This window comes from Paenarthrobacter sp. AB444 (assembly GCF_028736865.1).
GTDB lineage: Bacteria > Actinomycetota > Actinomycetes > Actinomycetales > Micrococcaceae > Arthrobacter > Arthrobacter nicotinovorans_B.
In genome coordinates, this window is the sequence record NZ_JAQZBY010000001.1 from 623,741 (window position 1) to 645,956 (window position 22,216).

17 protein-coding genes are annotated in these 22,216 nt (G+C 63.0%); 10 read left to right on the forward strand and 7 right to left on the reverse strand.

Translation table 11 applies throughout. From position 1 onward, the window contains the following. Nucleotides 1–131: 131 nt before the first annotated feature. The 4 genes from lpdA to PQ627_RS02860 all read left to right on the forward strand — a co-directional run bounded on the left by lpdA (nucleotide 132) and on the right by PQ627_RS02860 (nucleotide 4,501). Nucleotides 132–1,514 carry a dihydrolipoyl dehydrogenase gene (gene lpdA / locus PQ627_RS02845; RefSeq protein WP_144662542.1) on the forward strand — a complete coding sequence of 461 codons (1,383 nt, stop codon included), beginning with the start codon at nucleotides 132–134 and terminating at the stop codon, nucleotides 1,512–1,514. A gap of 113 nt (nucleotides 1,515–1,627) precedes the next feature. Continuing rightward, nucleotides 1,628–3,388, forward strand: a complete 1,761-nt coding sequence (sucB, locus tag PQ627_RS02850) for a 2-oxoglutarate dehydrogenase, E2 component, dihydrolipoamide succinyltransferase (protein ID WP_274258259.1) — start codon at nucleotides 1,628–1,630, stop codon at nucleotides 3,386–3,388. Nucleotides 3,389–3,526: 138 nt separating this feature from the next. Then, entirely contained in the window at nucleotides 3,527–3,880 is a 354-nt protein-coding gene (locus PQ627_RS02855; RefSeq protein WP_144662544.1) for a hypothetical protein, read from the forward strand. A gap of 192 nt (nucleotides 3,881–4,072) precedes the next feature. Continuing rightward, nucleotides 4,073–4,501, forward strand: coding sequence for an OsmC family protein (locus PQ627_RS02860; RefSeq protein WP_274258260.1), 429 nt, complete (start codon nucleotides 4,073–4,075; stop codon nucleotides 4,499–4,501). 104 nt (nucleotides 4,502–4,605) lie between these two features. On the opposite strand, the gene PQ627_RS02865 is transcribed toward PQ627_RS02860, so the two are convergent. Continuing rightward, nucleotides 4,606–8,106 carry a S41 family peptidase gene (locus PQ627_RS02865; RefSeq protein WP_274258261.1) on the reverse strand — a complete coding sequence of 1,167 codons (3,501 nt, stop codon included), beginning with the start codon at nucleotides 8,104–8,106 and terminating at the stop codon, nucleotides 4,606–4,608. Between the two features lie 85 nt (nucleotides 8,107–8,191). Between PQ627_RS02865 and PQ627_RS02870 the strand changes: the two genes are divergently transcribed. Further along, entirely contained in the window at nucleotides 8,192–9,097 is a 906-nt protein-coding gene (locus PQ627_RS02870; RefSeq protein WP_274258262.1) for a TIGR01777 family oxidoreductase, read from the forward strand. A 1-nt stretch (nucleotide 9,098) separates the two neighbouring features. Here PQ627_RS02870 and PQ627_RS02875 read toward each other — a convergent pair whose 3' ends face one another. Then, entirely contained in the window at nucleotides 9,099–10,694 is a 1,596-nt protein-coding gene (locus PQ627_RS02875) for a serine/threonine-protein kinase (protein WP_274258263.1), read from the reverse strand. 153 nt (nucleotides 10,695–10,847) lie between these two features. Here PQ627_RS02875 and lipB point away from each other — a divergent pair, with 153 nt between their 5' ends. The 3 genes from lipB to PQ627_RS02890 all read left to right on the forward strand — a co-directional run bounded on the left by lipB (nucleotide 10,848) and on the right by PQ627_RS02890 (nucleotide 13,397). Beyond that, complete coding sequence (lipB, locus tag PQ627_RS02880; protein ID WP_144662548.1) at nucleotides 10,848–11,516, forward strand: lipoyl(octanoyl) transferase LipB; 669 nt, start codon at nucleotides 10,848–10,850, stop codon at nucleotides 11,514–11,516. After that, nucleotides 11,513–12,520, forward strand: coding sequence for a lipoyl synthase (lipA, locus tag PQ627_RS02885; RefSeq protein ID WP_144662549.1), 1,008 nt, complete (start codon nucleotides 11,513–11,515; stop codon nucleotides 12,518–12,520). The genes lipB and lipA overlap by 4 nt, the downstream gene beginning before the upstream one ends. A 115-nt stretch (nucleotides 12,521–12,635) precedes the next feature. Next, on the forward strand, nucleotides 12,636–13,397 hold the full coding sequence (locus PQ627_RS02890) for a DUF4191 domain-containing protein (RefSeq protein ID WP_144662550.1): 762 nt from the start codon (nucleotides 12,636–12,638) through the stop codon (nucleotides 13,395–13,397). A 98-nt stretch (nucleotides 13,398–13,495) separates the two neighbouring features. Here PQ627_RS02890 and PQ627_RS02895 read toward each other — a convergent pair whose 3' ends face one another. Beyond that, nucleotides 13,496–13,933 (reverse strand): RDD family protein, encoded by a 438-nt coding sequence (locus PQ627_RS02895; RefSeq protein ID WP_274258264.1) that lies wholly within the window; start codon nucleotides 13,931–13,933, stop codon nucleotides 13,496–13,498. Nucleotides 13,934–14,247: 314 nt separating this feature from the next. Here PQ627_RS02895 and glnA (PQ627_RS02900) point away from each other — a divergent pair, with 314 nt between their 5' ends. Beyond that, nucleotides 14,248–15,672, forward strand: a complete 1,425-nt coding sequence (glnA, locus tag PQ627_RS02900) for a type I glutamate--ammonia ligase (protein WP_144662551.1) — start codon at nucleotides 14,248–14,250, stop codon at nucleotides 15,670–15,672. A gap of 71 nt (nucleotides 15,673–15,743) precedes the next feature. Here the strand turns inward: glnA (PQ627_RS02900) and PQ627_RS02905 are convergent, their stop codons facing one another. The 4 genes from PQ627_RS02905 to glnA (PQ627_RS02920) form a co-directional block, all read right to left on the reverse strand. Then, a complete protein-coding gene (locus PQ627_RS02905; RefSeq protein ID WP_274258265.1) occupies nucleotides 15,744–16,094 on the reverse strand; it encodes a hypothetical protein in 351 nt (116 codons plus the stop codon). 75 nt (nucleotides 16,095–16,169) lie between these two features. After that, on the reverse strand, nucleotides 16,170–16,694 hold the full coding sequence (locus tag PQ627_RS02910) for a GNAT family N-acetyltransferase (RefSeq protein ID WP_274258266.1): 525 nt from the start codon (nucleotides 16,692–16,694) through the stop codon (nucleotides 16,170–16,172). 43 nt (nucleotides 16,695–16,737) lie between these two features. After that, nucleotides 16,738–19,749 (reverse strand): bifunctional [glutamine synthetase] adenylyltransferase/[glutamine synthetase]-adenylyl-L-tyrosine phosphorylase, encoded by a 3,012-nt coding sequence (locus tag PQ627_RS02915; RefSeq protein WP_274258267.1) that lies wholly within the window; start codon nucleotides 19,747–19,749, stop codon nucleotides 16,738–16,740. A gap of 9 nt (nucleotides 19,750–19,758) precedes the next feature. Continuing rightward, nucleotides 19,759–21,099, reverse strand: coding sequence for a type I glutamate--ammonia ligase (gene glnA, locus PQ627_RS02920; RefSeq protein WP_144662555.1), 1,341 nt, complete (start codon nucleotides 21,097–21,099; stop codon nucleotides 19,759–19,761). Between the two features lie 190 nt (nucleotides 21,100–21,289). On the opposite strand from glnA (PQ627_RS02920), the gene panB reads away from it, so the two are divergent. Further along, complete coding sequence (panB, locus tag PQ627_RS02925; RefSeq protein WP_274258268.1) at nucleotides 21,290–22,195, forward strand: 3-methyl-2-oxobutanoate hydroxymethyltransferase; 906 nt, start codon at nucleotides 21,290–21,292, stop codon at nucleotides 22,193–22,195. The last annotated feature ends 21 nt before the right edge of the window (nucleotides 22,196–22,216 follow it).

Genomic DNA, 22,216 nt, shown 5'->3' on the forward strand with positions numbered 1-22,216 from the left:
GGTTCGCTAAGGTGAACACGATAGTCACAAATGCAAGAGAACTTAGGTGCTGGCATAATCACGGCAGAACAAGTTCCAAAGACCAGATGGCACGCAGTCCCGTGTCATCCTTCACGCGAGGGAGCGTTTTAGTGGCCGATCAGGCAACTGCGCAAGAATTCGACATCCTGGTACTCGGTGGCGGCAGCGGCGGCTACGCCACTGCCCTGCGGGCCGTGCAGCTTGGGTTCACCGTTGGCCTTGTGGAAAAGGCAAAGCTCGGCGGAACCTGCCTGCACAACGGCTGTATCCCCACCAAGGCCCTCCTGCACTCGGCCGAACTGGCTGACCACGCACGCGATTCCGCCAAGTACGGCGTGAACGTCACGCTCGACAGCATCGACATGTCGGCCGTGAACGCCTACAAGGACGGCATCATTGCCGGCAAGTTCAAGGGTCTCCAGGGACTCATCAAGTCCAAGGGCATCACCGTCATCGAGGGTGAAGGAAAGCTCCAGGGCAACAACACCGTCGTCGTGAACGGCACGGCCTACACCGGTAAGAACATTGTTCTGGCCACCGGTTCCTACTCACGGTCGCTTCCGGGTCTTGAAATCGGCGGCAAGGTCATCACTTCCGACCAGGCCCTCACCATGGACTACATCCCCAAGAGCGCTATCGTCCTCGGCGGCGGCGTCATCGGCGTCGAGTTCGCTTCCGTCTGGAAGTCCTTCGGCGTGGACGTCACCATCATCGAGGGCCTGCCCTCCCTGGTTCCCAACGAGGACGCCTCCATCGTCAAGAACCTCGAGCGTGCCTTCAAGAAGCGCGGCATCAAGTTCACCACGGGCATCTTCTTCCAGGGCGTCGAGCAGAACGACGACGGCGTCAAGGTCACCTTGGTTGACGGCCAGACTTTCGAAGCAGACCTGCTGCTCGTCGCTGTTGGGCGCGGTCCCGTCACCGCCAACCTCGGCTACGAAGAAGCAGGCATCACCATCGATCGCGGCTTCGTCATCACCAACGAGCGCCTCCACACCGGCGTCGGCAACATCTACGCCGTTGGCGACATCGTCCCTGGCGTCCAGCTCGCGCACCGTGGATACCAGCAGGGCATCTTCGTCGCCGAAGAGATCGCCGGCCTGAACCCGGCCATCGTTGAAGACATCAACATCCCCAAGGTCACCTACTGCGAGCCTGAAATCGCCACGGTCGGTTACACCGAAAAGGCAGCCAAGGCCAAGTTCGGCGACGACCAGGTCCAGACCCAGGAATACAACCTTGCCGGCAACGGCAAGAGCTCCATCCTTGGCACCGGCGGTATCGTCAAGCTCGTACGCCAGAAGGACGGCCCCGTCGTTGGTATCCACATGATTGGTTCACGCATCGGTGAGCAGATCGGTGAAGCCCAGCTGATCGTGAACTGGGAAGCCTACCCGGAGGACGTGGCCCAGCTGGTCCACGCCCACCCCACCCAGAACGAAGCTTTGGGCGAAGCCCACCTCGCCCTCGCGGGCAAGCCGCTCCACGGCTAAGTCTTTACCCAAGACAAACGGGTCGGGTGCATGCAGCGGAATCTGCCGGATGCACCCGGCCCGGACCAGCAGAATTCATCCGCACAAAGATCAATAAGGAGAACGGGGACGACATGTCTGAATCCGTTAACTTGCCCGCCCTCGGTGAGAGTGTCACCGAAGGAACCGTCACCCGCTGGCTCAAGCAGGTTGGTGACCGGGTGGAGATCGACGAGCCGTTGCTCGAGGTTTCAACCGACAAAGTAGACACTGAAATCCCTTCTCCTATCTCAGGCGTCATCGAAGAAATCCTCGTCGCTGAAGACGAGACGGCTGAAGTCGGTGCACCTTTGGTCCGCATCGGCGACGGCTCCGGCTCCGCCGCTGAGGCTGCCCCGGCCCAGGAAGCCCCGGCTGAGCAGGCAGCCCCGGCCGCCGAAGAGGCTCCTGCCGCCCCGGCAGAGGAAGCAGCAGCACCGGCAGCCGAAGCCCCCGCCTCTTCCGGCGGCGAAGGCCACGAAGTGACCCTCCCGGCACTGGGCGAAAGCGTCACCGAAGGCACCGTTACCCGCTGGCTCAAGGCTGTCGGCGACACGGTGGAGGTTGACGAACCACTTCTTGAGGTTTCCACCGACAAGGTCGACACCGAGATTCCCTCCCCCGTTGCCGGTACCCTCCAGGAAATCCGCGTCAACGAAGACGAAACCGCTGAAGTCGGTTCCGTCCTGGCTGTCATCGGTTCGGGCGCTGCTGCTCCTGCTTCCGCCCCGGCTCCGGCCGCACCGGCAGAAGCCCCTGCCGCACCGGCACCGGCTGCTGCTCCGGCTGCAGAGGCACCGGCCCCCGCCGCTCCGGCACCTGCCGCCGCACCCGCTCCTGCCGCTCCGGCTCCTGCTCCGGCTGCTGCCCCTGCTCCTTCTGCTGCGCCCGCCGCTTCTGCCGAGGCTGCAGGCTCCTCCGAGTCCGGCTACGTCACTCCCCTGGTGCGCAAGCTTGCCAACCAGCACGGCGTAGACATTGCTTCGGTCTCCGGCACCGGCGTTGGTGGCCGCATCCGCAAGCAGGATGTCCTGGCTGCAGCCGAAGCCAAGCAGGCCGCCGCAGCTCCTGCTGCACCGGCTCCTGCTGCTGCTCCCGCCGCCAAGGCTGCCGCCCCCGTCGTTGCTTCGTCCTTGCGTGGCACCACGGAGAAGGCTCCCCGTATCCGCCAGGTCATTGCCCGTCGCATGCGTGAGTCCCTGGAGGTCTCCACCCAGCTGACGCAGGTGCACGAGGTCGACATGACCAAGATCGCCAAGCTCCGCCTCAAGGCCAAGAACTCGTTCCAGGCCCAGAACGGCGTCAAGCTGACCTTCCTGCCCTTCATCGCCAAGGCTGTAGCCGAAGCACTGAAGCAGCACCCCAAGCTGAACGCCGCGTACGACGAATCCAAGCAGGAAATCACGTACCACAACGCTGAACACCTGGCGATCGCCGTCGACACCGACAAGGGCCTGCTGGTTCCGGTCATCTCCGACGCCGGCAACCTGAACCTCGCCGGTCTCGCCGGCAAGATCGCTGATGTCGCTGGCCGTACCCGCGACGGAAAGATCGGCCCTGACGAGCTTTCCGGCGGTACGTTCAGCATCACCAACATCGGTTCTGTTGGCGCCCTGTTCGACACCCCGATCATCAACCAGCCGCAGGTAGGTATCCTCGGCACCGGTGCCATCGTCAAGCGCGCTGTCGTAGTCGCTGACGAAAACGGTGACGACTCCATCGCCATCCGGTCCATGATGTACCTGTCCCTGACGTACGACCACCGCCTGGTGGACGGCGCGGACGCAGGACGGTTCCTGCAGACTCTGAAGGCACGCCTTGAAGAGGGCGCGTTCGAAGCAGACCTCGGTCTCTAAGTCGCTCCATCTGCGGGCACCGCTTGCAGGGTAAGACGGGCAGGTTGCCGGGGAAACCCGGGAACCTGCCCGTTACGCTTTTAACGCCTTCGCGTGGCTTTGCTACAGGACGTAGAACCGACTGGATAAGCTAAGGCCATGAGTATTCTCTTCAACATTCTGGTGTTCTTGCACATCGTCGGCGCAGCCATGATCGTGGGCTACTGGATCGCCACCCTCCGGGAGCCAACCGTCCACCCGCGCCAGCGCGACGGTGCTTTCCTCCAGCTCCTCACAGGCATCGCCATGATGGGCGTCCTTCCCATGCTGCCGGATGCTGATCCGAACTACTTCAAGCTTGGCGTAAAGTTTGCCATCGGCGTGGCCGTCGCAGTATTGGCCGTCATCGGCTCACGCAAAGTCAAGAAGGGCGAGGCAGTATCGACGGGCCTTGCCCACGGCGTCGGTGGACTTGCCCTGGTGAACATCGCCATCGCCACCCTCTGGCACTGACCCGACGCGATCCTCGGCCTGCGCCGGCGACCTTGCAACGCGCTTTCTTCGGTTTCCATCGCGTAAGTCCAGGGGTCACAATCCACTGACAGCAGAATGGCCGTGCAGTCCGGAAGTTCAATACCTAGGATTGAAACCGGTGGCACCTGCCAAAGGCCGGTTGCCGAATCACAACGACCCTAAGGAGTGGACATGGCAGCAACACGCACCGCACACACGGTTTGGAACGGCAACCTTATTGAGGGCGCTGGAAACACCACGCTGGACAGCTCAGGCCTGGGAACGTTCGATGTCACGTGGAAGGCCCGCACCGAGCAGTCAGGCGGCAAGACCAGCCCCGAGGAACTTATCGCTGCGGCCCACTCCGCCTGCTTCTCCATGGCTTTCAGCCACGCCCTGGCCGGTGAAGGCTTCACTGCCGAGGAAGTCAACACCAAGGCCGACGTCACCTTCGTTCCGGGCACCGGTATCACCGGCAGCCACCTGACCATGACCGCAAAGGTTCCGGGCCTCTCCCAGGAGGACTTCCGTCGTATCTCCGAGGACGCCAAGACTGGCTGCCCGGTCTCCGGCGCCCTTGCCAGCATCGACATCACCCTCGATGCCACGCTCGCTGAGTAGCCTGCCCGTCGCTTAAGACCCCAAAAGGGAAGAGCCCCTGTCACTCCCCACCCGGAGTGACAGGGGCTCTTCCCGTTCCATGGACCTAAGTCTCCTAAGTACCGCTACTTCTTCAGCTGCGGGCGCGCGGGCAGGGGTGCCGGACGCACCTTCCTGTAGCCTTCACGCAACGGAGGACGATCGGTGGGCAGCTCCTGGATCATTTCCTTGAGCGCGCCGATACCGTACTCCAGTTGTGGATCCGTGCCGGCCGCATAGGCATGGGGCGGGAACAGGACCTCGATATCCGGATCCACACCGTGGTTCTCAACATCCCAACCGATCCCTCCGCTGAACCAGGTGGCATAGCGCGGTTGGGTGACGCCGGTGCCGTCGGCCAAGGTGAAGCGGTTGTCAATGCCCACCACGCCACCCCAGGTCCGCGTTCCAATGACCGGGCCGATGCCCCTGAGCTTGGAGACCTGGGTGATGATGTCGCCGTCGGACCCGGCAAATTCATCGGCCAGGATGATCACGGGACCGCGCGGAGCATGATGCGGGTAGGTGCGCGGCTTCTCGCCACGCGGCATGCTCCATCCGGTCACTTTTCGACCGATCAGTTCGGCGACCAACTGGGAGGTGTGACCCCCGCGGTTGCGACGAACATCGACAATGAGCCCGTCCAAGGCCGTCTCGGTATCAAGATCGCGGTGAAGTTGGGCCCAGCCGTTGGCCATCATGTCCGGCACGTGGAGGTACCCGAATTTGCCACCGGAAGCCTCCCTGACAGTCCTGCGGTTGGCCCGCACCCAGTCCTGGTAGCGGAGCCTTTCCTCATCACGGATGGGAACCACAGCTACCCGCCGTTGCGATCCGGCAGCTTCGCCGTGTGCCTTACCGTTGAGCAGCGTCAGTTCAACCGTCCGACCGGCCGCGCCCACCAACTGCATCGCCGGTGTCAGGCCCGCTGAAAGCTCGACGCCGTCAATCGCCAGGAGCACATCGCCCACCTTCGCGTCGACGCCTGGTCGCGTCAAAGGGGAAGTAGCAAGGGGATCCGATGACTCGCCAGCGAGAATCCTGGTGATTTCCCAACCGTGGGCGCCGAGCTGCAGCTCCGCTCCCAGGCGGCCTTGTCCGTTGCGGCCCGGTTCCGTGACCGCTGCGGGACGAACGTAGGCGTGTGAGGTCCCCAGCTCACCGTGGAGTTCCCAGAGCAGATCCACCAGGTCATCGTGCGAACCGAGCCGGTCCACGATCGGGCGGTACCGCTTGTACACGGACTCCCAGTCCTGGCCTGCCATGTCAGCGGTCCAGAAGAAGTCGCGCTGCAACCGCCAGGCCTCATCGAAGGCTTGTCCCCAAGCAGCTACGGGGTCCAGGATGACGCGGATCCGGTTGAGATCCACTTTCACGTGGTCCGCCGAGTCCTCTTCCACTTTGCTGTCCGCGGGTACGGAAACGACGTTCTTGTCCAGGACGTAGACGATCCGGCCAAGGTCACCGGACACGCGGTAGTTCTCTACTGCGGGGACGATGGTTGTCGGCTTGCGCTTGGCGAGGTCATAACGCACCAGGGACGGTGCGGTCTTCTTGTCCTGGAGGGTGCCTTTGCCCTCACCGGTGACGCCGGAGAGTTCGGTATCCAACCACAACAATGCCCCGTCGCCAACAGCGAGGTCCGAGTAGTTTCCCTGGGGCACCGGCACAGTGATGACGCGGTGGGCAAGCCCTTCCGCATCAACCCGCACAGCCGGGACGTCGCCGTCGTCGGACTTCTCTGCAGCCGGCGGCGCGTCCTCCAAGGTGTCCACTGAAGGCCCGAAGGGCGACGGCGTGTCTGCTGCGAGCGCCACCATGTACGGCTTGATGGGGCTGGGGAACGAAAGATCGAAGGAGTGGCCGTCGTACACGGGGTCGAAGCTCCGGTTTGAAAGGAAAGCAAGGAACTTCCCATCGGGGGTGAACCGGGGCCACTCATCGCAGAACCGGCCATCAGTGACGTCAATAATCGCGGCATCGCCCTCTTCGGGACGGGCGATCCTCAGTTTGGTGCGAGAGCCGAACGAGGTCACGGGTTCGGACCAGGCGAGCCACTGCGAATCGCCGGACCACGAGAGTTGCTCGATGCTGCCTTCGCCCACACTAACGAGCTTCGTCAGCGTGCCGGTGGAGGTCTCGGCCACGAAGACGTCACCGAAGGACGTACCGACGGCGACCCAGCGGCCATCCGGGCTGGCTTCCAAAGTGCTGGTGCGCGTGGGCTTGGGAAAGTCGATACGGAGCTGCGCTGCATCCTCCGGAACAGGCTGCGCTTCAGGAGCGGAAATGCCACCGGCCGTATCGGCTGAAGGCTCGACCGGGACCGAAACGCCGGTGCCCGGGGCGGGCACGGTCGCTGGCGACGTGGACTGCGCCGACGAGGCGGTCTGTCCCACCACGTTGGAGACGGAAACCGGCTTCGGCAAGGAATCGTCTTCCTTCGCCGGCACGGGTGCCTCCACGGCCTTCAATACTTCCGCCGCCGCCAGGCGGGAGGCGATGCGCTTGATGTACAGCGCTTCCACTCCCCCGTGGTCCGCCACATAGGCGATCCTGCCGTCGGTCAGTGGGCGCGGAAGTCGGGCACGGACTCCCGGCGTGGCTTCCACCACGCGCGAGGGCCCATCCTTGTGCCGAAGCCAATGGATGGTGCCGTGCGATTCCACGGCGCTGGCCGTCCCCGCAGCGTTCGGGACCACGTCACCGAGGTGTGCCGAAGCTTTCAGGGGCGCAGGACGGCGTGCCAGTGAGGCCGAGCCGAGGGAGATTTCCAGCTTGGCGGGTTGGGCGTCAGCGTCGAGGGAGGGAAGAATCCACAGCTCGCCGGCAGATTCGAAGACGATCTTCTTGCCGTCCGTGCTGGCGTGCCGCACATAGAAATCTTCGTGGTCAGTGTGCCGGAGCAATCCGGAACCGTCGGGGAGGACCGAGTACAGGTTGCCGAAGCCTTCGTGGTCCGAGAGGAAAGCGATCCTGCCTTCCACCCACAAGGGGTCCGTGAGGTTGCCATCGAGCTGTGGGACCAGGCGCTCAAACTCGCCGTTGCCGTCAGCGTCGATCCACAGCTTGCCCGCCGTGCCTCCGCGGTACCGCTTCCACCAAGCGGGTTCACGCGAGAGGACACTGGCCAGCACCACAGGCTTCTCGTCGCCGACCTCCGGTCCGAACGCCACGGCCTCCACCGGACCAAAGGGAAGTTCGACGGCGGCACCACCGTCGAGCGGGAGGCTGTAGGCATGCGTGTGGCGGCTTTCGGCCTGCTGGAAGGCACTGGTGACAACCACGTGGCCTGCCGGAGTGAAACCCTTGACCTTCGTGGTGCTGTGGCCGAAATAACTCAACTGACGGTAGCCACCGCCGTCGACGTTCGCCGTCACGACTTCCGGGGACGTTCCCACCACCACTGTCCACACCAGCTGCTTTCCGTCCGGCGTAAACCGGGGGTTCCTGGCAGGAAGCTGCTGCGAGGAAACGCGCCAAGCGCGGCCTCCTTCGAGCGGCGCGACCCAAACGTCGTCTTCGGCCACGAAAGTGACCAGATCGCCGTGAACATGCGGGAAACGGAGGTAGCTGGAGGAGGTCATTGTTCGATCATAGTCAAGAGGCGGCTACCGTCGGCGGCACCGACAGGCGTTTCCGCCAGACGTTGGCCTTATGGTGAGATGGGTCATGCGCATCGTGATGTCCGGAGCTTCAGGAATGATTGGGACCGCACTGGCCGAGCATTTGGCCGGCCGGGGTGACGAGGTGGTGCGGCTCGTGCGGCGACCCGCTGCCGCGCCCGGAGAATTCACCTGGGATCCGGCCAAGGGCGAGCTGGATGAAAGCATTCTGGACGGCGCGGATGCCGTGGTGAACCTTTCCGGCGCTGGGATCGGGGACCGTCCTTGGACTAAGAAACGGCTTAAGGTGCTGCGCGATTCCCGCCTCCAACCCACACAGACTCTGGCAGGTGCCATGGGGCGGCTCGAAAATCCCCCTGCATCCTTCATCAGCCAGTCCGCTTCCGGTTATTACGGGGCGGACAGTGCAGGGGTTCTGCGTGAGGATTCGGCTCCGGGGGGCGGAGTGCTCGGTCCGTTGTGCGTCGAGTGGGAACAGGCCGCCAGGACCGCACCGGCCAGTGTCCGTGTTGTCACCCCCCGCACCGGTGTGGTGTTGAGCACCTCAGGCGGTGCCTTGGGCCCACTGCTCCCCCTGCTGAAACTAGGGCTGGGAGGACCCTTCGGTAACGGCCGCCAATACTGGCCGTGGATCACCCTCGCCGACGAGGCCTCAGCACTCGCTTTCCTCCTCACATCCGGGCTGGAGGGCCCGGTCAACGTCTGCGCTCCGCAGAGCGCGGACGTGAACACGATTGTCGCGGCCCTGGCAAAGGCCTATCACCGGCCGGCTTTTTGCCGGGTGCCGCGCCCTGCCCTGCGGCTGGTCCTGGGGAAGCTCGCGGATGAACTGGTTCTGGCAAACCAACGCATGGAGCCTGGCAGACTCTCCGACGCCGGCTTCCGGTGGCAGCATCCGTCCCTCGCGGAGGCTATGGCCTGGCTGCACGGGGACGAGCACCGGGAACGGTAGGTCAGTTACCTGGCGCTGTTATGTCCGAAAGCCACCAGCGTCCGTCCACGCGGACCAAGGACAAACGGAGCGCCTTGGCGACTCCCGCCTGCGCCGTCCTGATGACGGTCCCGTGCGCATCGCGTTCCTCATAGGCAGAGGTGGTTGCGGTGACGTCCACCTCAACGCGGTCCGCGGCCGTGGACGGCCGAACCTTTATCGCTGACAGCAGCGTGGTGAACCCGGCAAACCTCGTCCCGGATTGGCGCAACTGGGCGCTCAGCAATTGGTCCGACTCCCCTGCCGGAGATCCTTTGGCGTTGACGGCCTCAAGAAGTTCCATGTGGCCCTCCCGCAAAGCGGAGTCACGCAGTGCCGAAAGTGCCTCCACCGCGAGTGCAGGTTCCTCGGCTCGAAGGGCGCCGTCCACGCGATCGTGAAGAACCTCTGTTTGATCGCCTGGCACGGATGGGTCCTGGGCGGCCAGGCGGCTGACCTGGGTGTCCTCCTCAGGGCTGCTGATCCGAAGCCATCCCGGTGACTGGTTCCACGCCAAGTTGCCGACGAAGGCACAGGCCGCCAGGACCACCACGAACAACGGGGCAATCCGGGTGAACCTGGACTTTCGGGGTTGGTTTGCCTGCCCCCTGGTTCGCGGTTGGCCGCCTGCCCGGGGCGACAGCGGCACCCTGAGCCTCCATCGAAACCTGTGGTTGGCGCGGCGGGGCGAACGCCCGCGGACCTCCCGACGCGTCAGAAGCTCCGGGATGACGGAATGGTGCACAGCTCCGAACAAGTCCAGCGTCCTTGGTGCTGCACTCCTGAAAACAGCGGTGCCGAACTCCTTCGCCGTCGGACGCAGGAGCGGATCCGGATCCAAGGCAGCCTCAAGGGCCGCTGCCAAGCTCTTGGGGACCTCAGGCACCAACAGGGACAGCGGTGGCCTCAGTTGGGTTGCTTCAGGCACGACGCCGGTCAGGCAGTACCAGCCGATCGCCGCCAACGAAAATACATCCCGTTGCGGACGGAGCTCCCTGCCGTCGTCGCCTGTTGCTGCCGGGATGAATGGATCCCTGAACCCGGCGGTTCCCACATCATGGCCTTGTTCCGGATCACCCACCCGCGCGGCGAGACCCAAATCGGCCAGCAGCGGCATACCGACAGCGGTGAACAGGATGTTTCCCGGCGAAACGTCACCGTGCACAATGCCGTGGGAATGCAAATAGGCCAACGCCTGCGCAACCGGGGTGAGCACTGTCACTGTTTCCCCGATGCTCAGTCTTTGCCGTCCGGAGACCAAATTCGCCAGGGATCCACCTGCGGCATAGTCCATTACGATCCCCAGCGTCCCGGCGGGGCCATCGGCTGGCTTCAGGACTTCGTGGACGCGGACAAGATGCTGATGGTTGAGGTGGGACAGGAGCATGACTTCTCGTGCCGCATTTCCCAGGAGCTCCGCTTGTGCTTCCCGGCGGGGACATTTGATCGCAAACCGGGTCCCGTCGGCCAGCCGCGTGCCAAGCCATACCCTGGAGCTGCTGCCCTGCCCCAGCTGCCGGGTAATTTCGTAGCCGGGAAGAAGGGGTGCTACTGCGTCGGTAGTTGCCAGAGTTTCCATGGATAAGGTCTACCGGAGACGGAGAATATCTGCAGACGTTATCCACAGATCATGGCTGGACCTCTCCTCCACAAGCGCCAACACCGCATGATGCGACTGAGAGGTTCACCACAAAACCATGGCCAATCTCCTGCTGGGTCTAAGCTTGAACGCATGACTCTTGAGTTTTCACAACTGGGTCTTGCCCCGGACTTCGTTGATTACATGCAGGGCTGGGACCTGCAACGCGAGATCCACAACAAGGTTGTTGCGGGCGAGCAGAACAGCACCGTCTTGCTTCTGGAGCACGCCGCCGTCTACACGGCCGGCAAGCTCACCGAAGATCACGAGCGGCCCTTCGACGGAACCCCCGTTGTCCCTGTGGACCGAGGCGGAAAGCTGACGTGGCATGGTCCCGGTCAGCTCATCGCCTACCCCATCCTCAAACTGAAAAACCGGGCTGGAATCCGCGATTATGTGGAGCGCCTGGAAGCCACAATGATCGCCGTCATGGTCGATTACGGCATCAAAGCCGTCACGGTCAAAGGCCGCGCCGGCGTCTGGGTCCTGGCCGACGACAAGGGCCCGGACCGGAAAATTGCCGCCATCGGCATCCGCGTACTGGACGGCGTCACCATGCACGGTGTCGCCATCAACTGCAGCAACGACCTGGCACCCTATGCCCAGATCATTGCCTGCGGCATCACTGACGCCAGCGTCACCACAATGTCGCTGGAAACCGGCCGGACCATCAATCCCGCCGACATCGTTGACCGCTTCGTGGAAGAATTCCGCAAGCATGAAGAAGCACTCGTTTCCACCCCCGAAGGAGCACTCCAGTGACCCTGGCACCTGAAGGCCGCAAGTTGCTGCGTGTTGAGCAGCGTAACTCGGCGGTTCCTGTTGAGCGTAAGCCTGAGTGGATCAAGGCCAAGGTCCAGATGGGTCCGGAGTTTGTCGGGTTGAAGAACCTGGTGAAGAAGGAAGGCCTGCACACGGTGTGCGAGGAGGCCGGGTGCCCGAACATTTTCGAGTGCTGGGAAGACAAGGAAGCGACGTTCCTGATCGGCGGTTCCGAATGCACCCGGCGCTGTGATTTCTGCCAGATCGATACCGGCAAACCCTCCCCGCTGGACCGCTTCGAACCGACCAAGGTCGCCCGCTCCGTGCAGGCCATGCAGCTGCGCTACGCGACCGTGACCGGGGTGGCCCGCGACGACCTCGAAGACGAGGGTGTGTGGCTGTACGCCGAAACGGTCCGGAAAATCCATGAACTGAACCCCGGGACCGGGGTGGAGTTGCTGATCCCGGACTTCTCCGGCAAACCCGAACACATCGCCGCGATCTGCGACTCCAAACCCGAAGTGTTCGCCCACAACGTCGAGACCGTGCCCCGCATTTTCAAGCGGATCCGTCCGGCGTTCCGCTACGAACGGTCCCTGGATGTCATCACCCAGGGCAGGAACCTGGGCATGGTGACCAAGTCCAACCTGATCCTGGGCATGGGCGAGACCCGCGAGGAAATCTCCGAAGCCCTGCGCGACCTGCACGCCGCCGGATGTGACCTGATCACGATCACCCAGTACCTGCGCCCCTCCGAACGACACCTGCCCGTGGACCGGTGGGTCAAGCCCCAGGAATTCGTGGACCTCCAGCACGAAGCCGAAGAAATCGGCTTCCTCGGCGTCATGTCCGGACCCTTGGTGCGTTCCTCCTACCGCGCCGGCCGGCTCTGGGCCACCGCCATGCGCAAGAAGGGCTGGGACATCCCCGAAGCCCTCGCCCACATCGAGTCCTCCGGCACCACCCGACAGGAAGCCTCCACCATCCTCGCCGCCCACCACTGAACAGACCACGCCTGAACAGTGGCGGCAGCAGTACCAGTAAGCAGTTCCGAAGGACCGGATGCCTCATGTAACGGCGTCCGGTCCTTCGGCGTACATCACGTAGAATTAAGGCACTATGGCGAAATCCCCTGATTCCAGCAATTCGACACCCTCGGCCGACGCACCCAAGCGTGGGCTGTTCCAGCGCAAGCCCAAGGAAGCCAAGGCCAAGAAGCCGAGCCAGCTGAAGCAGATCGCTGAAGTCTTCAAGATGACACGACGAAATGATCCGCAGGTTGTCTGGATCATGCTGCTGGCGTTCCTCGCCGTGGTTGCCGTGGCCTTCCTGATCGGTTTCCTTCTGGAAAACTGGGTCACCGGCCTCATCATCGGCATTCCGCTGGGCCTCCTCGCAGCTGTATTCATCCTTTCCCGCCGGGCGGAAAAAGCTGCTTTCGCCCAGATCGAGAACCAACCAGGCGCCTCCGGTGCCGCCTTGGGAACCCTTCGGCGCGGCTGGATTACCCAGGACCAGCCTGTTGCCGTCAACCCGCGTACCCAGGATGCCGTGTTCATGGCAATCGGACGTCCCGGCGTCGTTCTGGTCAGCGAAGGTCCCACGCACCGCGTCAAGCCGCTGGTGGAAGCAGAGCGCAAGCGCTTGGCACGCATCCTGCCCAACGTCACCGTCCACGTCCTGGAATCGGGCCGCGGCGAGGGACAGGTCCCGCTCAACAAGCTGGCCAAGACCATGGGCAAGCTGAAGAACGAGCTCACCAAGGTGGAGGTCAATGCGGTGTCCAAGCGCATCAACTCGCTGGGCAACCGCTTGCCGATCCCCAAGGGCATCGATCCCTACAAGGCCCGCCCTGATCGTAAAGCCGCACGCGGCCGCTGATCTCTGAAGCCCGGTTGCTGAACCAAACAAACCGCCCCCGCCTCTTCATGTGAGGCGGAGGCGGTTTTTGTTTGCTTGGTTCACGGACACCGAAGCGGTCACATACGGATGAGGATGGTGTTCATTGCTTTGTCGTGAAGACCGCGCTGGTCCGGGTCGAAAACGACGGCGGGGATGACCAGGCACAGCAAAAGGGTTCGCACTACGGCCACCAGTGGACCTGCCGGTCCTCCGCCGAGGCGAACCACGTGGATGCCGGCGATTCTGTGTCCCACGCTGTAACCAAGCGTGCCGATCAGCAATATTTGTTCCACGGCGAAAATAGCCAGGGTTGCCCACTGATTTCCGCCGAACGCGAAGTTGCTGATGACCAATGCGATGGTCCAGTCGATCACGATGCCCAGGATGCGACGACCCGCGCGCGCCATGGAACCTGGACCGGACTCGGGCAGACCGAGCCTTTCACCAGGATATTTGGAGATTCCGGAGGTGTCCGGACCGCTCAACCAGGAGCCTATGTCTTTTCGATCTACCACCCTCCAAGCGTAGCCGCTGGAGCAGGCACGGGAATGACGGGCGGCCCGCTCCCGAAGGCACAGAGAGGGCGGGATGTTCGACCAGCGGACCGCCGTGGACCCGACACCGGGAAGCAGACTACCGTTTACATGACAGATGATTCTGTAACCTGCCGGAAACAATACTGACACCCCCGGGAAATCCCATCTCCCTATGGTGGTATGAGTTGCCAGCCACCATGGCAGGGGGACCTTTTTTGTGTTTCCCGCGCCTCGGTCTGGGCTGCACCACGGGGCCTTCCGGGCCTGTTACTTGATATGCATAAGGAGCATAGATGTTCAAGACTGCGGACGAAGTCCTCAAGTTCATCAAAGACGAAGACGTCAAATTCGTCGATATCCGCTTCACCGACCTTCCTGGTGTCCAGCAGCACTTCAACGTGCCGGCCAAGAGCGTTGACCTGGACTTCTTCGTCCACGGCCAGCTCTTCGACGGATCTTCCATCCGTGGCTTCCAGGGCATCGCCGAGTCGGACATGCAGCTCATCCCGGATGTAACCTCGGCCTTCATCGACACGTTCCGCATCGAGAAGACGCTTGCCCTGAACTTCTCCATCGTGAACCCGCGTACGGGCGACCCCTACCACCGTGACCCCCGCGGCGTGGCAGAGAAGGCAGAAGCCTACCTGGCATCCACCGGCATCGCAGACACCGCGTTCTTCGCTCCGGAAGCCGAATTCTTCGTCTTCGACAACATCCAGTACGAGTCCTCCCCGCAGGGCAGCTTCTACAAGATCGACTCCGAAGAAGCCCACTGGAACACCGGCCGCAAGGAAGAGGGCGGCAACCTCGGTTACAAGACCCCTGTCAAGGGCGGTTACTTCCCCGTATCCCCCACCGACAAGCAGGCTGACCTCCGTGACGCCATGTGCGTTGAGCTGGACAAGGCAGGCCTTGAGGTCGAGCGCTCCCACCACGAAGTTGGTTCCGCCGGCCAGGCTGAGATCAACTACAAGTTCACCACGCTGACCGCAGCTGCTGATGACCTGCAGAAGTTCAAGTACGTCATCAAGAACACCGCTGACGCCTGGGGCAAGTCCGTAACGTTCATGCCGAAGCCGGTCTTCGGTGACAACGGCTCGGGCATGCACTGCCACCAGTCGCTGTGGAGCAACGGCGAGCCCCTGTTCTACGACGAGAAGGGCTACGCCGGCCTCTCCGACACCGCCCGCTGGTACATCGGCGGCCTGCTGAAGCACGCTTCCGCCGTCCTGGCCTTCACCAACCCGACGGTCAACTCCTACCGCCGCCTGGTCAAGGGCTTCGAGGCCCCCGTGAACATGGTGTACTCGCAGGGCAACCGCTCCGCTGGTATCCGTATCCCGATCACGGGCACCAACCCGAAGGCCAAGCGCATCGAATTCCGCGCTCCGGACCCCTCGTCCAACCCGTACCTGGCCTTCGCTGCCCAGCTGATGGCCGGCATCGACGGCATCCGCAACCGCATTGAACCCCCGGCACCGATCGACAAGGACCTCTACGAGCTCCCGGCCGAGGAAGCCAAGGACATCCCCAAGGCTCCGGGTTCCCTGGAAGAAGCCCTGGAAGCCCTGCGCGAGGACAACGAGTTCCTGCAGGCCGGCGGCGTCTTCACCCAGGACCTGATCGACACCTGGATCGAGTACAAGTACGAGAACGAGATCCGCCCGCTGTCGCTGCGCCCGAACCCCTACGAGTTCGAGCTCTACTACGGCGTCTAAGCCCCAGGCTCATACACAAGAAGGCCAGCCCCTCCGCGAGGACGGGGCTGGCCTTCTTTCATGAGCAGGGATTATTCAGACTTGCCTTGCTCACGATCCCTGAGGTTCTTGGTGATGTCATCCAGTTTTTCTTTGACGAAGCTGGCCGCCTCGGAGAGACCCTTTTCCGCACTCCCCAGGGGATCGAGCTGCAAGTAGACCTTGTGGTCGATCGGCAGGTCGTACTCGTCCTTCAGGTGGGTACCGCCTCCCACGCCGTCGAGGGACAAATAAACGAGGGCTTCGGTCCGCGCAATGCCGGCAATGGTGCCAAAGACCACCGTGAAGTCATTGGGCTGAAAGCTGACCGATTGACCCACATGGCGCCGGTCCAGTTCCCCGGCCTTAACAGCTTTTTCAGTCGGGCTTCCGTTGTATTCCATGGACTTTCCCTCCGATTCGAGATCAGTGACAGTTGAAGTCTATAAGGACCCTTAGTGTCGAAGGCAAAGTATGTGTCAGTGAAAGGCTTTATACATTGTCCTTTGCGGCCCTGAGTTGCCGCCCAAGTAGCGTCCGGAGTCCACGAAGCCGGCTTTTGTGTAAGCGGCCAGCCCCGCCGGATTGCGCTCGTTGACGGACAGCACGACGCCGGTCTGCCCGCCGAGGTGCCGGGCGGTCAGCTTCCGGGCTTCTTCCACTGCGGCTTCGGCCGCCAGTTTGCCCAGCCCGCGGCCCTGCTGGAGAGAGTCAATCAGGAATCCCCGAAGCAGCCATACGGAATGATCATCCGGCCAGCCAGCGAGAGTGGCCGCACCGGACTGCAGGGTCAGCACACCGACGGCGGTTCCCTGGGACTCGATGACATAGGGCAAACGCGACTCTTCTTCCAACGCGATAAGCATCATCCGCAGAGGCTCTCCGACGAAAGCCCGTTGGCTCTCCTCTATTGCCAACTCCGCGACGGCGCCTAGCTGGATGGCCCGGGCGTCGTCGTCGAGCATTTTGAGGGGAATCAACCACACATCATCATCGGCAGGCATTTTCCACATCCTTCCATGGGAGTGGCACAACAGGTCTCCGGGCCTAATTGGCGTAGAACATCTTCTCGAAGACGGATCTGGCCCTGCGGCTCAGCCGCAAGTAGTGCTCTTCGAAGTGCCCGGCGTTACCAGGCGGGTACCCGCACCACCGCGCGACGGCTTCAAGGTCCTTGCGGGACGAGGGAAGGACATCGGAGGCGCGGCCGGTCACGATCACGTTGGCCGACCGGATACGACTGGCCAGACGCCACGCCTCACGGAGCAAAGCGGCGTCGTCCTTGCCGATGAATTCCAGTTCCTCGGCTGCAGCAAGGGCTTCCAGCGTTGAACTCGTCCGCAATTGCGGATGCTTGCCCGCATGCTGCAGCTGGATCAGCTGCACCAGCCACTCGACATCGCTCAGGCCACCTCGGCCAAGTTTGACGTGCCGTGCAGGGTCCGCCCCCCGGGGCAGTCGTTCAGACTCCACACGGGCCTTGATGCGCCTGATTTCGCGGACATCCTGTTCCTTGAGCTCCTCGGGGTACCGGATGGGGTCGATGAGCGCGACGAAGTCTGCCGCCAGTTCGTCCGAGCCGGCCATCGGGCGTGCACGCAGGAGGGCCTGGGACTCCCAGATGAGGGACCAACGGCGGTAGTACTCCGCATATGAATCCAAGGACCGCACCATGGCGCCGTTCTTACCCTCGGGCCGGAGGTCGGCGTCGACCATGAGCACCCGCTCAGCCATGATGGCAGGCTTGAGCGGCTGGGTGAGGAAGCTGGAAATCTTGGCGACGATCGCCGTCGCCTGTTCCTGAGCCTCGGCGTCACTGAAGCCGGGGCGGGCACGGTGAACGTACATCACGTCGGCGTCCGAACCGTAGCCGATTTCGCGGCCTCCCTGCCTACCCATGGCAACCACCAGGACGTCCGTCTTCAAGGGGCCCGAGTCGGCGACTACAGCCTCAGCCACATGCAGGGCTCCCAGCACGGCTGCCCGGTCTGTTTCAGCCAAAGCGATCCCCACCGCATCCTGGTCGAGGAGCCCTGCGCTGTCGGCAATAGCGGTCCGCAGGATCTCCCGGCGCCGGATCAAGCGGATGAGCCGCATGGCGTTCTCAGGGTCCGGGTGCCTTGAGAGCTTGGACTGGATTTCCTGCCACTGTGCATCGAAGGGCACCGGGGCCAGCTCTTTGTCGCTGCCCAGCCACGCTACGGACTCGGGAGAGACTTCCAGCAGGTCCGAGATCAAGCGGGAGTTCGCCAGGACCTGACACAAGCGCTCGGCTGCGGCCTGGGAATCACGGAGCAACCCGAGGTACCAGTGCGTGGTGCCAAGGGCTTCGCTGACCCGCCGGAAAGCGAGCAGGCCCGCATCCGGATCAACGCCTTCGGCAAGCCAGCCCAAAAGGATGGGCAGCAACTGCCGCTGCAGCGCCGCCCGACGACTGACGCCCGCGGTCAGAGCCTCAATATGCCTCAAAGCTCCTTGGGGATCCAAGTAGCCGAGTGCTGCAAGGCGGCCCTGGGCAGCTTCCGGGCTGAGCTTTGCCTCTTCGCTGCTTAGTTTGGCCGCAGTGTTGAGCAGCGGGCGGTAGAAGATCCGCTCATGCAGCTCCCGCACCGACTTTTTTGTTTTTTGCCAAGCACCCATCAACTGATCGGGATGGGGGCGTTCCTGGGAAAAGGGACCCAGCACGGCTTTGGCCAGGAAACGCTGGGCATCCTCAGCCACCGGCATCAGGTGCGTGCGCCGCAGCTGGAACAGCTGGATCCGGTGTTCGAGCAAGCGGAGGTAGCGGTAGGCATTGTCGAAGGCTGCGGCGTCCGAGCGTCCGATATAGCCGCCGGCCGACAACGCGGCGATGGCCGACGTCGTGTCCTTGCACCGTAGGGACTCATCGGACTTGCCGTGAACCAGCTGCAACAACTGCACGGTGAACTCGACGTCCCGTAGTCCGCCGCGACCCAGTTTGATCTGGCGTTGCTCCTCGGACGCCGGTATGTAGTCCGTAACCCTCCGGCGCATGGCTTGTACGGACTCGACAAAACCCTCCCGGCCTGCAGAAGACCACACCAGGGGCTCCACGGCTTTTTCGTAACGCTGGCCCAGGTCCTGATCGCCGGCGATGGTCCGGGCTTTGAGCAGTGCCTGGAATTCCCAGCTTTCGGCCCACCTGGCGTAGTAGCTCAAATGCGAAGCCAGCGTGCGAACAAGTGGACCCGATTTGCCCTCGGGACGGAGATTGGCGTCCACTTCCCACAGCCCAGGCTCGGCAGCGGACGATGAAATTGCCCGGGAAATGCCCGACGCCAGGGCAGTACCAATGGTGGACGCCCTCGCATCCTCCACTTCCTCGGACTCTATGACATAGATGACATCGACGTCCGAGATGTAGTTGAGCTCGCGGGCACCGCACTTGCCCATGCCGATGACGGCGAGTCCGACGTCGGCGATTTCGTTTGCGTCGTAGTGACCGGCCGCTTCGGCCCGGGACACTGCGAGGGCTGCCTCAATGGCAGCGCCAGCGAGGTCGGCCAGCTCGGCGCCAGCTGCGGGCATGAAATCCTGGGGCGAAGCCGCGCACAAGTCCTTGATGGCAAGTTCCGTAAGTCCCCGGCGATACGCCGTCCGCAAGGCAGCGTAGGCCGGCTGACCGGTGATGCCGGCCACCGGCCGATGGGATCCGGGCTCCGCCTTCACTGAGCGAAGCAACATGGCGCGAAGCTCGTCGCTCGAGGCCTGCATTGGCTCGGGGCTGACACGGATGTCAAAGACGTCCAGGTGTTCGGGCCTGCGCATCAGGAACTCCCCCAGCGCTTCCGAGGCTCCCAGCAAGCGGTACAGCGGCTCACTGGTGTCCGGATCCGCTGCAGCCAGCTTCTTCAGTCCGGGGTTTTTCTCGATCAGACGAACCAAAGACTGCAGGGCCGTATCAGGACTGGCAGCCATGGAAAGTCCGGCAAACAGCGCGTCTTCGTCAATGCCCTCAAGCTCCGGGGCAGCGAGGAAGCGCTGCCCCTTCTCAAGGTCGCTGAAGCCGGCCGAAATGAGCCGTCGTGCAAGGCTCACTGGCCCCGCCTAGAGAATGCCGAGATTGCGCTGCAACTCATACGGAGTGACCTGAAGCCTGTAGTCCTGCCACTCTGCCCGCTTGTTCCGGAGGAAGTGCTCAAAGACCTGTTCGCCCAGGATTTCCGCCACGAGCTCGGATTCCTCCATGGCGCGGATGGCATCGTGAAGGCTGGCAGGCAATGGCGCGTGCCCCATGGCCTTGCGCTCCGCGGTGGTCAGCGACCAGACGTCGTCCTCTGCGGCGGCGGGAAGTTCATAGCCTTCTTCGATGCCCTTCAGACCCGCTCCAAGCAACACGGCATATGCGAGGTATGGGTTGGTGGCCGAGTCAATACCGCGGTATTCGATACGTGCCGACTGGCCCTTGCCGGGCTTGTACAGCGGCACGCGTACCAGTGCAGAACGGTTGTTGTGTCCCCAGCTCAGGTAGCTCGGCGCTTCGCCGCCGCCCCACAGCCGCTTGTAGGAGTTCACGAACTGGTTGGTGACAGCAGTGAACTCCGGAGCGTGCCTGAGAATGCCCGCGATGAACTGACGTGCAGTCTTGGACAACTGGAATTCCGCGCCTGCTTCGAAGAAAGCGTTGGTGTCGCCTTCGAACAGCGAGAAGTGCGTGTGCATGCCCGAACCCGGGTGGTCGGTGAAGGGCTTGGGCATGAAGGTGGCGTAGGTGCCTTGCTGGAGCGCAACTTCCTTAATGACCGTACGGAACGTCATGATGTTGTCCGCCGTCTGGAGGGCATCTGCGTAGCGCAGGTCGATCTCGTTCTGGCCCGGTCCGCCTTCATGGTGGCTGAACTCAACGGAGATGCCTACAGATTCGAGCATGGTGACTGCGGTACGCCGGAAGTCCTGGGCAACGCCACCGGGGACGTGGTCGAAATATCCGCCCTCATCCACGGGAACCGGGGCACCATCGGGGCCAAGGTCCTTGGACTTGAGCAGGTAGAACTCGATTTCGGGGTGCGTGTAACAGGTGAAACCCATGTCCGCAGCCTTGGCCAGGGTCCGCTTGAGGACGTTGCGCGGGTCAGCGGCCGACGGTTCGCCGTCCGGCGTCAGGATGTCACAGAACATCCTCGAGGTCTGTTCGGTTTCACCGCGCCAAGGCAGGATCTGGAAAGTGGAGGGATCCGGCTGCGCCAGCATGTCGGATTCGAACACTCGGGCAAGGCCTTCGATTGCAGAGCCGTCAAAGCCAAGGCCCTCTTCAAAAGCGCCTTCAACTTCGGCCGGCGCCAGCGCCACCGATTTGAGCGAACCAACGACGTCGGTGAACCACAAGCGTACGAAGCGCACGTCACGCTCTTCGATTGTCCGCAGAACGAACTCTTGCTGGCGGTCCATAGGGCCTCTTTCCCGATTCGGTGTCAACGCCGCAGGTTTCATTGAATCGAAGCCACGGCAGCTCAGCCTTCACTCTACTAAGAGTTCACTGCTAATGCCGCAGCAGTAGCTGTGCGTAACACACCGTTTACATAAGGTGACGCTGGGCACAGTGCTGGCAGCCGCCGTCGGCACCGCTTAGGCTCTATCCATGGCCCCGATCAATCTTCCTGAGTCCAGCACGCCTGCCGAGGTTCCCGCCCCCTACGGAAGCGGCCCGGGAAGCGGTCCGCAGACGCCCCCGGCGGCAGGCAGGAAGCCGGTCAGCCGGATACGGATCCACCACCTCCAGCAGGCCAAGGACAACGGCGAACGTTTCGCCATGCTGACCGCCTACGAGCAGTACACGGCAGAGATTTTTGACCAGGCCGGAATCGAAGTCCTCCTGGTGGGCGACTCCGCTTCCAACAATGTCTTCGGCAATGAGACCAGCCTGCCCGTTACCGTGGACGAATTGCTTCCCCTGACCCGCGCCGTAAGCCGGGCCGCCAAGCGGGCACTGGTCGTGGCAGACCTGCCTTTTGGCAGCTATGAGGTCTCCCCCGGCCAAGCCGTAGCCACCGGCGTGCGCTTCCTGAAAGAGGGCCTGGCGCATGCAGTGAAGATTGAGGGCACCGCGTACTACGCCGAGACTGTCAAAGCCATGGTCCAAGCCGGTATCCCTGTCATGGCCCATATCGGCTTCACCCCACAGAGTGAGCATTCCCTGGGCGGCTACCGTGTGCAGGGACGGGGCGATGACGCGAAGCGCTTGATCGATGACGCGGTTGCCCTCCAGGACGCCGGCGCCTTCAGTGTGCTCATGGAGATGGTCCCCGCGGAAGCGGCGGCTGCCATTGACGCTGCCTTGAGGGTACCGACAGTGGGCATCGGCGCAGGGAACCAAACCACCGGACAGGTCCTCGTGTGGCAGGACATGGCCGGGCTCCGGGGCGGAAAGATGGCGAAATTCGTCAAGCAATACGCCGACCTGCGCACTACCCTGACCGACGCCGCGGCCGCCTATGGCCAGGACGTCCGGTCCGGGCAGTTCCCCGGGCCGGAACACTCCTTCTAGCCTGGAGGCACAAACGGCGCA